Here is a 14502-nt window from a genome sequence, read left to right on the forward strand (position 1 = left end):
GGCAATGGCGGCGGTTTTTCGGTGAAAGAGGTGATAGAAACGGCTCGTCAAGTGACGGGAAAAGAGATTAAGGCTGTTGAGTGCGATCGGCGTCCGGGCGACCCGCCTGCTTTGGTTGGCAGCAGCGAGAAAGCCATCAAAAGCTTGGGTTGGTCTCCAGAATATCCCGACATTAAGAACATTATCTCCCATGCTTGGCAGTGGCACCAAAAACGCCACAACTCTTAGTCTGCAAGGTGCGCCCAGCGCACCTTACCATTACAGCAAAGTTTGATTGAATTCTTGTGGGGAGTAGGGGTTGGGCGTCCCGCCCGCCCCAAAAATACAATATGCTAATAATCTCTGCTAAATCGGGACAACTCGGAAACCGACTGCTGCTTTTTGCTAATTTCATTGCTTGGGCGATCGAGCATAATTTGATTGTTCTCAATCCTGCTTTTGAGGAATATGCAGAATTCTTTGTGGGAACCGCTGGTGATTTTTTGTGTTGTTATCCTCCTCCATATTTTACCGCACCCGGTAACAAGTTTGTCAGAAGCAAATATTACAAATTAGTTAAATATTTAAGCAAGAAAAAAATATTAAAAACGCAAGAAATAACCAGAAAACAACCTTTTAGTTGGCGAAAATATCAGGAAATCGAACAAATCAAGCACGGTTCAATTGTTTGTTTTCAAGGCTGGTTATTTCGAGATGGCTGGTTTGTAGAAGATCTCCCCATGTTACACAAGTACGCCGACCAGATTAGAGCATACTTTGCACCATTAGAGCGATATAGAATCAATGTAGAGCGTTTGATATTGAATTTAAAAAATAACTCTGATATGCTCGTCGGAATTCACATCCGTCAAGGGGATTATGCTAAGCATCAAAAGGGGAGATACTTTTACACAACTCAGCAATATTTAGAAGTCATGAATTCTGTGGTAAGGCTATTTGAAGGAAAAACAATCAAGTTTTTGATTTGTTCTAATATTCCACAAAATTCGCGTTTATTTGATAATTTTAACTGTGGATTTGGCAGTGGTCATTTAATTGAAGATATGTATGCTTTGGCTGAGTGCGACTATGTTGTCGGGCCGCCTAGCAGTTATACTATGTGGGCTTCTTTTTATGGAGATAAACCTCTTTACATGATCGCAAATCTCAATAAAACAATTAACCTGAAAGATTTTGTACATTTTTATGAATGGCAAGGAATTTTTCACGAACGAGATGACTGGAGTGAGAGCTTTTGGGAGTGGACGCACGCTCGGTAAATAAGTAAATCAATAAGTAAATAAATGAATTCAAACAAATTAGCAGTCAAGGGATTTATCACTATTTTAACCGGTCTTTACTCTTTCCAGGATTGCGTTCATTTTCTGGCGTCTGTCAGGAAGTTTCACCGCGAACCCATTATTATTTTAATAGATAGAGTACCTCTAATTTTATATCCTTTACTTCAGGTGTTTGGAAATGTCATATTGAAACCTGCACCCTCTCACGAAAATCCTGTTTTAGCGTCGCGGCAAGCTAAGCTGGCTTTGTACGGGGAATCTTTATTTGAGAAAACTATTTATATGGATTGTGATATTTGTTTGCTGTCGCCAATAGATGAGGTGTTTGATTTTCTTGATGGCGTGGATTTGTTGGTGACGGAAGATGTGCAGCCTGCGATTGCTAAAGCTACAAATTTATTAAGAGTCAAGCAGGATATTCTGTCAACTTTGCAGTCCGTCGGGTTGCCGCTAAATGAAAATAGCATTCAATACAATGGCGGATTTATCGCTTTTACGAAAAGCAGTAAAACTCAGGAATTGTTTATAAACTTTAAGAAATATTTCGAGATGGTAGTCGTGCATCAAAATGTGCTATTATTGAAAGATCAGGGAGCTTTTGCGGCGGCAGTTGAATCGGTGAAACCGAAAATGACAACTTTGTCCCCCGTTTACAACTACTTGGATAAGTGGAAAGATGTTTATACGATCGACAAACCGATTAAAGTAATGCACTGCACTTATCCTTACCGCCCTCAGTACGCCAAGAACGTAACGCGATCGCTCTTTACTAGAATAGTCGATCGCACGGCGAAAATATTTTTACCAAATCAACTTAACAATCCCTGGCGTTTAAAATAATTAAAGTTTGTTGGCAAACTGCATCAAAAGCAACAAAAATTAGGGCAAAATAAAAAAAATTAGCCTCAACATATCCGAAAATTTACCTAGAAAAATTATTGCGGGCTTGAATAACAGTCTGGGGTTCATTACTGTGTTTTTTTTACCAAAAGACGCGTTGCTGCCCTTTTCCCTGGTTAAAAACCCGGTTGCTTTGGTCAAGAGTGCCTGAGTCCCCATAGCCTTGACAAAAGCTCGGTTAAGCAGGAAAATTAAATAAATGTTTTAAACAAAATACTCAGTGAAAGTTTCATTAGTAGTGAGCGATTTGTCAGGAGGAGGTGCAATTCGTGCTTTTTTATTAGCTCAAGTCTTGATAGAGCTTAAATATGATGTAGAAGTTGTTGGATTTCAGTTGGGCACGGAATTGTATGCTACTCCTCCCAGAGATATCCCGGTATGTGCGATACCGGGTAAAAATTATCCGGGGTTTTTAATGGATGCTCAAAAACTTTGGAAAAAAATAGATGGGGATATTATTTATGCAGTCAAACCTAAACCTACAAGCTTTGGGTTATCACTGCTGAAAAAACTGGCTACTCGCCACTTTATAATTTTAGATATAGACGACTGGGAACTGAGCTGGTACGGCGGAGATGAATGGAAATACCGTCCATCTTTAAAACAACTTTATCGAGATATTTTTAAACACAACGGTCAATTGAGAGAACCAGATAATCCGCTCTATCTCAAGTGGATGGAAAGTCTCATTCACCGTGCTGATGCAGTCACCGTTGATACTGAGTTTTTACAACAGCGTTTTGGTGGTGTATATTTGCCTAATGGTAAGGATACTGCAATGTTCGACCCTGCTAAATACAATCCTGAATTGAGCAGACAGTGTTACGGCTTGTCCGGGTATAGAGTTCTGATGTTTCCAGGGGCACCGCGACCTCATAAAGGGGTGGAGGATGTTTTGATGGCCCTCGAACAGTTAAATGAGCCCGATTTAAAATTAGCGATCGTCGGCGGGAGTCCTTATGATGATTATGATGATAAACTTGTGAAACAATGGGGGCGTTGGATTATTAAACTGCCAAGGTTTCCAGTGGAGACGATGCCGTCGGTTGTAGCGGCGGCTCATGTTGTCGTTGTTCCTCAGCGAGAAACTCTCACAGCCGTGGCTCAGTTTCCGCTCAAGCTGACAGATGGCATGGCAATGGCTAAGCCTGTTTTGTCTACGCGAGTGGGGGATATTCCCGCAATTTTAGGGGGAACGGGTTATTTAGTCGATCCGAGTTCTCCCGCTCAAATTTCACAAAAGATTCAATGGATATTTCAAAATTGGACAGCGGCTAATTTACAAGGAATGAAAGGGCGGGAAAGATGTGTGAAAAAATATAGTATTCAAGCAATGAAACCGATACTTTCAGATATAATCGCAGGTATGTAAATGTTATTTTAAAACTACTCACGGGAGGAAGAAAAACTGTCTGTTATTAAAAAATATTTTGAGATGCCGTACTGTTTAGCTGGGAATGCTTCATGTCTGCCAATAAGCTACTCCTAAAATTTGCCAGACGATATCCCGGCAGGATTTTCTTAACTGTGATGCTGGGCTTTTCTGGCGCTTTATTCAACGGTATCAGCACGACTCTGATTGTACCAGTGCTTTTAAGTTTTTTAGAGGAAGCGATCGAGCTGCGTGGTGCTCCACCTCTAATTAAAACTTTGATGTATCCCTTTGAGGGAATGCCCGGAAATCAGCGTTTAATGTTGATGACCGGGGCGGTTGTGCTGGCAATTTTTTTAAAAAATGTTGCGAGTTATATCAATACTTTAGTAGCTACTTCTCTGACGCGCTCTCTGACTTTTGATTTGCGAGAAGCAGGTTTGCGGTTGTTGTTAGAAGTAGATTTAGATTTTTACTCTAAAACTAAAGTCGGGGATTTAATTAATAGATTGGGCGGAGAGATTGGTCGGACTGCTAGTGCAGTTGGTACGGCCATCGGAATGTTTACTACCTCAATCACTGTTTTGGTGTTTGTGGGTCTGCTACTTTCGATCTCGTGGAAACTGACGGTGACAGCTACAGTTTTGCTGGGGTTAGTTGCTTGGACAAATCAATATATTATTAACCGTTCCAAGCATTTTGGTCACCTGCTTTCTGAAATGTCGAAAGATTATTCGGTTAGGGTGCTGGAAACGATTACTGGGATTCGGCTGGTTAAGTCAACGGGGAACGAGGAAAGAGAGTATCAGCGGATCAAGCATTTAATTCAAAAGCGAGAACAAGCGGATTTTCAGGCTCAGGTAAATTATGCGGCGATCGCCCCAATTAACGAAGTTGTTAATTTGATAGTTATAATTTTGATTGTATTTATAGGTCGCACAATATTTGCGAATGAGATAGAGTCTATTGCGACAATTTTATTAACCTATTTATTGGTACTGTTTCGATTGATTCCTTTAATTTCACAGTTGAATAGCGGGCGCAGTCAATTTGCAAATACGTCGGCTAGTGTAGAGGTGGTTAATGATTTTTTGAGCTGCGAGGACAAGCCATTTATGCTGAACGGTTCTGTGCCTTACACTCATTTGCGATCGGGAATTCATTTTAATAAAATATCTTTTAGTTATCCTAACCACAAAAATTTAGTTTTGCAAGGAATTGATTTATTTCTACCTCACGGCACTACTTTGGCTTTGGTAGGAACTTCGGGTTCTGGCAAGTCAACTTTGGCAGATTTACTGCCGAGATTTTACGATCCTACTGAAGGTCATATCTCGATCGATGGCAGGGATTTGCGCGAATTTGATCTAAAAAGTCTCAGACAAGCGATGGGTATTGTTAGCCAAGATACGTTTTTGTTTAATGCTTCAGTGCGCGAAAATATTGCTTATGCTAGACCCCAAGCGACTGAGGAAGAAATTGTGGAAGCGGCGAAGGGAGCGAATGCTTACGAGTTTATCCAACTATTGCCGGATGGGTTGGAGACTCAAATTGGCGATCGGGGCGTGATCTTATCGGGAGGGCAGCGTCAGAGAATTTCAATTGCTAGAGCCCTGCTGCAAAACCCGGAAATCTTAATTTTAGATGAGGCAACGAGTTCGCTGGATACGGTTTCGGAAAGGTACGTGCAAGCGGCGATCGAGAAATTGAGCTACGATCGCACAACGTTGGTAATCGCCCACCGCCTCTCCACAGTCCAAAAAGCCAACAAAATTGCCGTGATCGATCGCGGACAAGTAGTAGAAATGGGCTCCCACGAAGAATTGCTAGCAAAAGGAGGTTACTACACTCGCTTGTATTCAGTGCAATTTGCCGAAGAAACCGCTCGCGATGAAGCTCTAATTAGAGGTTCTTACGAAATTCGCACTCGCCTGACTCCCATGATAGCGTACCTCAAAATGCTAGTAGATGAAATGGTAGACTCTCCCGAAGAAAGAGACGAGTTAATCAGAGAATCATTTCACTCTGCTGCTAATATTTTCACTACTTTAGAATTTATAGAAAAGACTATTAAGCGTCAGGCTGTTAAAAAGTAGTCAGTTGGCAGTTGGCAGTTGGCAGTTGGCAGTTGGCAGTTGGCAGTAGTCAGTTGGCAGTTGGCAGTAGTCATTAGTCCGTAGTCATTAGTCATTAGTCATTAGTCATTAGTCATTAGTCAACAGTCAACAGTCAACAGTCAACAGTCAACAGTCAACAATTACCAATTACCAACTACCAATTACGATGTCTAAATATTATGTATTTTTTACCAGAAATATCTTACCGCAACCCAATGTAGCGAGCTTAGTTCAAGTTGCACACTCTGCCAATGCCGCAGCAAACCTAGGTTATCCAGCAGTTTTGGTATACCTCCGTAAAGGCTGGAGTGCTTTGAATCCGGTTGATTTGCTTTTTCCTTTTCAACCCAGGAAACCCGATGACAAGCTTGCCAAAATTTACAATATTCAAGATAAATTAAAAGTAGCAGATTTACCGATGCCGTGGCCGATCGATCTTTTGGACAGCAAGTGGACGAGTTCAAGTACAATAGTCTCCAAATACTACTTACCGATTCACCTGCTTAAATCCACTAAAATTGTCCACACCCGCGACTGGAACTTTGTCAAAGCAGCAGTTAAAAACGGAATTCCCGCTATCTACGAACAGCACCACCATGAAAACAAGCAATTTGAATCAGGAATTGTCCGCAATCCTCTGTTTCAGATTTCCGTAACTGTTGCCGATACGGTGCGACACAGCATGATTTTGAATGGGATGCCGCCGGAAAAAGTAATTACGCTGCACAACGGTTTTAACCATTTGTTTCTCGCCCGACAAACAGAAGCAGCCCAGAATTGGCGACAGCAATTATTAGAAGATGAAAGACAGCATTTAGCAGTTTATGCAGGCGGACTTTACCCGTTTAAAGGTGTTGATATGTTGGTGGATGTGGCTCAGGAATTGCCGCTGGTTCAATTTGCGATCGCGGGCGGTGATTCATCCCAAGTAACAGCATACCAGCAATTAGCCAAAGACAAGCAAGTTAACAACATTCAATTTCTCGGCTACCTCCCTCAAAATCAACTGGCTAGCTTGCTGCAAGCAGCCGATGTTTTGACTCACCCTCACTGTTTGACAGAGGCCGCGACGTTCACATCTCCTTTAAAATTATTTGATTACATGGCATCGGGAACTCCGATTGTAGCGACGGAGATTGCATCTTTAATGGAATTTAAATCGGGAAATATAGCAGCAACTTGGTGCGAACCGGATAACCCGCAGCAGTTCGCGCAAAGCATTCGAGATTGTTTAACCAAATATCCGAGGCAACGCGAAGGTTATGCAGAAACAATGGATTTTGTCAAGCAATTTTCGTGGGAAAATAGGATAGAGAAAATTTTAAGTTATGTGGATGAGCAAGTGCGATATCCGATAATTCAAAATTCCGTAGGGGCGGGTTTTACCAACAATCATCGCCTAAAATAAACAATCTCATAAACCCGCCCTGCCAAACGCAAAAACCACATTTATTATCAGCAGGGGCGGGTTTTACCAACAATCATCACCTAAAATAAATAATCTCATAAACCCGCCCCGCCCACACGCAAAAACCCGATTTATTATTAGATATGGACCCAAAAATCATCGGCACAATCACCACCTACCCAGGCATGAACCAAAGCGACTGGCTGTGGCAACAAACCCCCCAAAACTTCGGCAAATGGGGCAACATTCAAATGCTCGCCAACCACCCAGAACCAGACTTTTTACTCATGTATCAATTCGACTTTCCCCAACCGCCCAAAAAGCAATCGTGGCTCGATAAAATACGTCGCTACAGGCATCAAAACCAAGAAAACGACATTCAAGAAAAATTGCGCTGTGTCCCCACGGAACGCATAATTTACCTGATCCGCGAGCCACCCTTACCAGAAGTTATTGAAATTACCAAAGCCAACTATGAACAAGCCAAACTTTATTGCGGTTACGTTTCCGGGCCAGACGACTTCGCCCCAAAACCAGATTATATGCCCGCGATTTGGTATCACTCTAACTCGTTTCGAGAACTAGATGAAATGCCTGCGGCGCCGAAAACTAAATCCTGTTCTTGGATTACTTCAGGTGTTAGCCGCAGCGCCAATCACCGCCAGAGATTAGACTTTATTAAATTGCTGCGATCGCAAGAATTGGATTTTGACCTTTACGGGCGAAACTTGCCAACTTGGGCGCGGGGTAACGGCACTGTCAACAATAAATGGCACGCCGTGGCACCATACTATTACAACTTAGCTATAGAAAATTATGCCGAAAACGATTGGTATGTCAGCGAGAAGCTTTGGGATGCTTTGTTAGCTTGGTGTTTGCCAATTTATTACGGCGGTGCGGCGGCGGATAAGTTGTTGCCTGCAGGGAGTTTTCTGCGGCTGCCGAGTTTGGATGAGAAAGGAGTAGAATTTATTAAAGAGGTTGTGGCTAATGCGGATTATTGGCATGAAGCGAGGGATAAAATTGCCGAAGCCAGACAAATCATTCTCCATGAATTAAACTTGCTCAATTGGCTGTCTAACTTTGTCTCTTAGGAAATAGCGCAATGACAGAAAACCAAAATCAACCCAGAGAATACGATGCCGTCAAGGGCGGTGAATCTCAGGTGCCATTGGGTGCAGGTGTTTTAGGCGGGATTCCCGGCGTTAAGAGTCGTTTGGCTTCACCGATTGTCGAGGTGAAAATTGCTGCACTGTCTGAAGCGCTCAAATATGGAGATGCAGGTTTAGATTTAATAATGGGGGTACTGCAAGATGAATCAATGCCGATGAAGTTTGCAGCCTATTCGCTGCTGAGGGATAGAGATGAACCAAATATAAAACAGCAGTTACAAAAGTTAAAAAAATCTTTTCTTACCTTTGAGTTTGACGCGATCGCAGTTGATGCTGAAGGAAAAGAAAACAGTCGTCGCCGTCATTATGCTCACTTCTTCACAGAAGACTTAGGGTACGGAGTTGTGCTGGAAATGGTTTATATTCCCGGCGGCACATTTATGATGGGTTCCCCGGCAACAGAGAAAGATCGAGATAAGAGCGAAAGTCCGCAGCATCGAGTAACAGTACCTTTTTTTTATGCAGGCAAATACCCCATCACTCAGGAGGTATGGGAAGCAGTGATGGGAAATAATCCATCGTGGTTTCAATTTGAAAAACGTCCTGTAGTAAATGTATCGTGGCAAAATGCAGTCGAATTCTGTACTCAACTCTCGCAAAAAACCGGGAAAAAGTATCGCCTCCTGAGCGAGGCAGAATGGGAATATGCTTGTCGTGCGGGTACGACAGGGCCATTTCATTTTGGGGAAACCATTACCCCTGATTTAGTCAACTATAACGGAAACTACCCCTACGCTTCGGTATCCAAAGGACTTTACCGTGAAGAAACAACGACTATGGGGAGTTTTCCTGCCAATGCCTTTGGACTGTACGATATGCACGGTCAGGTTTGGGAATGGTGCAGCGATCGCTGGCACTATAACTATAACGGCGCACCTAATGACGGAAGTTCCTGGGAAACTGGCTCACATGATTACCGAGTGCGACGTGGAGGTTCGTGGAACAGCAATGCGGTCAATTGCCGCAGTGCCAACCGCAACAGGAACTTGCTGAGCAACAGGTACTGGGGCATAGGTTTTCGCGTAGCGGTAGCGTCGGTATAGCCTTTATCCTCGTTTTCCCCCGATCGCCCTTCTCTACCATTTTACTAAACGATCCGGCGGTTGAAACCGCAACGACACAAACAAAGTCCGCCTTCGCGAGACTATAGATATGAATGGAATTTGCACGCTAGCCAACGATACAGTTTGCGACCAACTAATTGCCTTGCTCAACAGTATTGAAGTTATCTTAGGCTCAAATACTCCTGTCTGTATTTATCCTTTCGACGACCAGATAGAGCAAATCAAAACTGAAATTGTTAACCGTCCCAACGTCTTTATTTATAAAGATAGCGCATCTATTGAGCGATGGGACAAATTCATGGAAGCAGCCGCACCCGAGCGTTTGAACCGCAAAAAATTCCGGCTTTACGGCGCACACCGACGCTTTTGCGCTTTCGACGGCCCGTTTGAAAAGTTTATCTATATGGATGCGGATACTTTGGTGATGAATTCCCTTGATGCTGTTTTTCAGAAGTTAGAGTCATCGGATTTTGTGGTTTATGATTTTCAATTTCTATCCCCAACTAAAGTATACAATATTCAGTCACCAAAACTGCTCGAAGTTTTTGAGCAAAATCGTATCGACTCGGAAATATTTTGTTCGGGATTTTACGCCAGCAAGCAAGGATTGTTTGAGAAAGATACTAGGGAATGGCTGTTAGCTAAACTGCAATTGGGCGAGGCGGAAATTCTCTATGAAGGTGCGGGAGAACAGCCGCTGCTCAATTATATGGTGATGAAAACGGGCATGAATAGCTATAATTTTGCTTATAGCCTCCCGGATGGCGAAAAAACCGGGTGCAGCGTCACTTCTAAACATTTTGAAGAGCAGGATCGGATTTTGTACGACAAGGGAAACCGACTTACTTACATTCATTATATTGGCGTGCAGCCGGATTTAATTCGGAGAGTTTGTGCGGGCGAAAATATTGAGTTTCCCTATCGCGATTTGTTCCTGCATTACCGCTATCTCCGCGAACCCTCCAAGCGCCCGGTTTTTTCCCAACCGCTAAAGTCTTATACTGAGGTTTCTGGGGCGAATTTGTTAAAAAGAGTGTTGAGAAGGTTGAGGATAAATGTATGAGTCGCGGTATTTATATTGTTGCGAATGATAAGGTGATCGAAAGTGCGATCGCCCTTTTGAACAGCATACGTCTGTATAATTGTCAAGTACCTGTTTTTCTGATTCCCTTCGACGACAATTCTCAGCAAGTCGCCACCGCCCTCAGCCGTCTCTACGGGGTGCGATTGTTCCCCAATATCGAGTTTGTGGAACAGTTTACCAGAGAAATTGGCCAAATGTTCGATCGCAACTTTTTAGCCCTCCCCAACAAAATGCGAAAACTCGCCGCCTGGTTTGGCCCCCTAGACGAATTTCTGTACATCGATACCGATATCATCGTCTTTGAAGACATCGCAGACAACTTAAACAAACTATCAGAAGTAGACTTTTTTTGCTGCGACTACCACCACCTCAGCGAAAAACTGCGAAATGTATTTTCACCCGCTGTAAAAGAACAGAATATCTTTACCGACTCACAGCTTCAAGATGTATTCAACAGCGGTTTTTGGGCTTCCAGAAAAGGAACTATTACAGAAGCGCAAATGTATGAAATTTTGCTAGAATGTTCGCAGCATCGAGAATATTTTGACTTTACTCAAAATGTCACAGACCAACCTATACTAAATTATATCATTCTTAAACTGATTCCCAAGCGCTGCAATCTTGTTAAAGATTCAGCAACCGAACCTGGAAGCTGGGCTGGTTCCAAGCATTTTCAGGAAAAAGATTATGTTCTTTATGACAAAGGCAAAAGGTTAAAATATCTTCACTGGGCTGGGATACCAATTAAATCCGGTAGCCCTTATTGGAAACTTTGGAAACATTATCGTTATCTCAATGAGGAACAACCAAATTTAGTGCAAAAAATATTTAGAGATTTGCATGGATAAATAATATTGTTTGTAGTCACACGGCGATTGAAATCTCTAGCAACGCAAGCACACAAACAAAGTCCACGCGGCCTAATAAATTAACTGGTTTCCAGACCGAGTCTAGTAACGATTAGAATTCTTCAATCTAAAATCTAAAATCTAAAATCCGATGACAGATGGCATTTATATTCTCGCAAACGATGTTGTGTTCGACCACTTAGTCGCTTTATTAAACAGTCTCGAAGTCAACGGGGCCAAAAATATTCCTGTTTGTATCATTCCCTATGATAATCGACTGAAAAAAGTGCAAGTAGAAATTGCAACTCGTCCTCATGTCACCCTGTTTGAAAATACCGATTCAATCATTTTCTGGGAAGACTTTGCGACTCAAGTTTGGAAAACTCATGCAAAAGCTCAAAAAGTTTGGCAATCTCAAGGTTTGAAACCTGTTCAATGTTTGGAAATGCACCGAAAATTATGTTGTTTCGACGGCCCTTTTGATAAATTTATCTATTTTGACGCAGACACTCTGTTAATGGGTTCTCTAGATTACATTTATCAAAAACTTGATGAGTTTGATTGGGTAGCCAACGATTTTCAATACAAATCCGACCTCAATTATATATTTGATTTGTCCTCCCCAAAATTACCTCAAATTTTAAATATTGACCAACTGCAATCTCATACTTTTTGTGCGGGTTGGTTTGCGTCAAAAGCTGGGATTTTAAATCGAAATAATTGCTCTCAATTTCTAGCTCAATTAATATCAGGAGAAGCGGAAATTATGTCTTTGCGGGGCGCTGACCAATCTTTACTTAACTATTTAGTCGCCCGCAGCAATATCTCTTTTTACAACTTTGCATATGCTGAACCCGAACAGGTAACGGGGAATCATTGGTCTTCTGAATTTGATGTGATAGATTATGTTCTATATGACAAAGGACGACGGTTGACTTACTTGCACTACATGAGTATTTCGGCTACCAAAATTAATCAATTGTGCGCTGGCGAAGATGTGGAGATTCCCTACCGAGATTTATTTCTGCATTACCGTTATTTGAAGTCGCCGGAAAAATGCCCCAAACTCAAATCCCCAAGTTGGCTAGTGCGCGGATACAGAAATGCCAAAACCTTTGTCAGGCAAAAAAATATCAACTTTAGGTATAAATTGGCAAATACAGAAATGAATATTTTGCGAAAAGCTGCCCGAAAAATTAGCAGTTTACAACTCGGAAATAAAGTTTATCAACAGTATTACAAAATTCTGATGGACTTGCGGACAAGCCCTCTAGGCGTTCGCTTAATTTCAATTCGGCGCCCGTCTGTGGCTAACAGAAGTAAAATATCTCTAGCTATTACCCATTTTAACCGTTCTAGTTTGGTTGTAGGTGCATTGTGCAATGCTTTGTATGACGATCGGATTGATGATATTATTATTTACGATGATGCTTCCTCCCCCGAAGAGTTTTCTAGGATGCAAGCAAATATAGCAAACTTGTCACCTAAGATTTCTATCCGCAGAGGTGAGCAAAATTTTGGTGCGTATAAAAGCAAAATTAGGGCTATTTCCCACTGCAAAAATGAGTGGGCAATTATTCTTGACTCTGACAATGCCTTGAGCGAAACTTATGTCGATAGAATCTACCACATAACTGCATGGAATCCTAAGCTAATTTATTGTCCGACATCTGCCAATCCCTACTTTAATTTTAAATTATTGTCGGACATAGAAATTAATATTGAAAAAGCACGAGAATTAATTCTAAGTAATCCCAATCCTAAATTATTTCGCAATTTTATTAATGACGGCAACTACTTCGTCAATGTACATAAATACCTTGATTGTGCCGAGGAGCATCAAGATATTTGCGTGCAAGCTTCCGATGTCGCCGCTTTCAATTATTTGTGGTTAAAAAGTGGCGGCAGCTTGTATGCGGTGAGTAATTTAAGTTATTATCATCGGCAACATTCAGGCAGTTATTGGCTCAGTACAATGACTGATTCTAAAAAAGTTTTGAATAAAATTATCGAAGCCATTACTAATCACAAAAAGTGCGATTTTTTATAATAAAAAATAAGGGTAGGATTGCAGCATTTCCCTTGCAGAGAAATCTCAAAACTTGGGGAAGTCAAAAAGTTAACAATGTTCAATTTAAGTTGCGGAATTTCTGGGATAGATAGCATCTAACTGTACTCTAACTGTACAAAGACTGAATCCACTCCCATTCGCGCCTTAAACCTTCTTCTAAAGCAACCTGCGGCTGATAACCTAAGATTTTCTTGGCTTTAGACACATCCGCGCTAGTGTGTCGGGCGTCTCCCCTCGCAGCTTCAGTAAAATCTATCCGAATAGGTCGATCGACTATCCTCTGTATTGTATCAATAACTTCTCTCAAAACTACCCGACTTCCCCCACCAATATTAAAAACTTCTCCCGCAGCTTCTGGAACCTCAGCCGCCGCTAAATTCGCCGCAACGCAATCGCTGATAAACGTAAAATCCCGCGTTTGCAATCCGTCGCCAAAAATAGAAATCGCCTCATCAAACAAAATCGACTTAAAAAACTTGTGAAAAGCCATATCGGGGCGCTGTCTCGGCCCGTAAACAGTAAAATAGCGCAGGGAAGTAGTCGGAAGGCCAAAATTTTTGTAATAAAGCCCGCACAAACGTTCACCGGCTAATTTCGTAATTCCGTAGGGAGAAACCGGCTGCGGACAAGCGTTTTCATTCGTGGGAAAAGATTCAGCATTGCCGTAAATTGAAGAAGAAGAAGCATAGACAAACTTTTGCAATCTTGGCGCATCTTTTGCCGCTTCTAACAATACTTGAGTGCTGTTAATATTCCGTTCCGTATAGCTGCAAAAACCCTCGCCCCAGCTAGCACGAACTCCGGCTTGCGCCGCCTGATGAAAAATCACCTTAGCATCGGATAAAAGACCTCGCCAATTTAGAGACAAAATATCGCCTTCCACCAATTCAAAACCCGGATACTTTTCAAATCGTGCAATATTCTTGCGCTTGAGATCCGGATCATAATAATCGTTGAACTCATCTACACCGATAACCGTGTCCCCTCGATTTAAAAGAGTTTCTACTAAGTTAGAGCCAATAAATCCCGCCGCACCCGTAACAATAACAATACTCATTAGATTTTAGATTTTAGATTTTAGATTTAAAAATTTTTACACAAATTATTGCATAAGTTGTCTTCTTCTTATTCTTCTTTCTCTTCCTCTGCGTTCTCTGCGTTCTCTGCGGTTCAAAAAGCATCAAAG

At 41.9% G+C, this 14502-nt stretch carries 11 protein-coding genes and 1 pseudogene; 11 read left to right on the forward strand and 1 reads right to left on the reverse strand.

Annotated elements, in window-relative coordinates:
* The 11 genes and pseudogenes from NDI35_RS25340 to NDI35_RS25390 form a co-directional block, all read left to right on the forward strand.
* A pseudogene (locus NDI35_RS25340) lies at positions 1-228 on the forward strand (UDP-glucose 4-epimerase GalE); the annotation flags it as partial.
* 101 nt (positions 229-329) lie between these two features.
* Entirely contained in the window at positions 330-1259 is a 930-nt protein-coding gene (locus NDI35_RS25345) for an alpha-1,2-fucosyltransferase (protein ID WP_445315135.1), read from the forward strand.
* Between the two features lie 24 nt (positions 1260-1283).
* Positions 1284-2120: a glycosyltransferase family protein gene (locus NDI35_RS25350; protein ID WP_445315136.1), complete on the forward strand. Its 837-nt coding sequence runs from the start codon at positions 1284-1286 to the stop codon at positions 2118-2120.
* Between the two features lie 280 nt (positions 2121-2400).
* Positions 2401-3552: a glycosyltransferase family 4 protein gene (locus NDI35_RS25355; RefSeq protein WP_445315137.1), complete on the forward strand. Its 1152-nt coding sequence runs from the start codon at positions 2401-2403 to the stop codon at positions 3550-3552.
* A 92-nt stretch (positions 3553-3644) separates the two neighbouring features.
* On the forward strand, positions 3645-5648 hold the full coding sequence (locus NDI35_RS25360; RefSeq protein ID WP_445315138.1) for an ABC transporter ATP-binding protein: 2004 nt from the start codon (positions 3645-3647) through the stop codon (positions 5646-5648).
* A gap of 187 nt (positions 5649-5835) precedes the next feature.
* Positions 5836-7077 (forward strand): glycosyltransferase family 4 protein, encoded by a 1242-nt coding sequence (locus NDI35_RS25365; protein WP_445315139.1) that lies wholly within the window; start codon positions 5836-5838, stop codon positions 7075-7077.
* A gap of 143 nt (positions 7078-7220) precedes the next feature.
* Positions 7221-8171, forward strand: coding sequence for a glycosyltransferase family 10 domain-containing protein (locus NDI35_RS25370; protein ID WP_445315140.1), 951 nt, complete (start codon positions 7221-7223; stop codon positions 8169-8171).
* Positions 8172-8182: 11 nt separating this feature from the next.
* Complete coding sequence (locus NDI35_RS25375; RefSeq protein WP_445315141.1) at positions 8183-9292, forward strand: formylglycine-generating enzyme family protein; 1110 nt, start codon at positions 8183-8185, stop codon at positions 9290-9292.
* 109 nt (positions 9293-9401) lie between these two features.
* Complete coding sequence (locus NDI35_RS25380) at positions 9402-10376, forward strand: Npun_R2821/Npun_R2822 family protein (RefSeq protein WP_445315142.1); 975 nt, start codon at positions 9402-9404, stop codon at positions 10374-10376.
* On the forward strand, positions 10373-11245 hold the full coding sequence (locus NDI35_RS25385; RefSeq protein WP_445315143.1) for an Npun_R2821/Npun_R2822 family protein: 873 nt from the start codon (positions 10373-10375) through the stop codon (positions 11243-11245). Before NDI35_RS25380 ends, NDI35_RS25385 begins: the two co-directional genes overlap by 4 nt.
* Positions 11246-11396: 151 nt before the next feature.
* The gene (locus NDI35_RS25390; RefSeq protein WP_445315144.1) at positions 11397-13295 is read left to right on the forward strand and encodes an Npun_R2821/Npun_R2822 family protein; all 1899 of its coding nucleotides are present in this window, start codon (positions 11397-11399) and stop codon (positions 13293-13295) included.
* 127 nt (positions 13296-13422) lie between these two features.
* Here NDI35_RS25390 and NDI35_RS25395 read toward each other — a convergent pair whose 3' ends face one another.
* Positions 13423-14373 (reverse strand): NAD-dependent epimerase/dehydratase family protein, encoded by a 951-nt coding sequence (locus tag NDI35_RS25395; protein ID WP_445315145.1) that lies wholly within the window; start codon positions 14371-14373, stop codon positions 13423-13425.
* Positions 14374-14502 lie beyond the last annotated feature (129 nt).

The organism is Microcoleus vaginatus FACHB-2002 (assembly GCF_040004035.1).
GTDB classification, from domain to species: Bacteria; Cyanobacteriota; Cyanobacteriia; order Cyanobacteriales; family Microcoleaceae; genus Microcoleus; species Microcoleus vaginatus_C.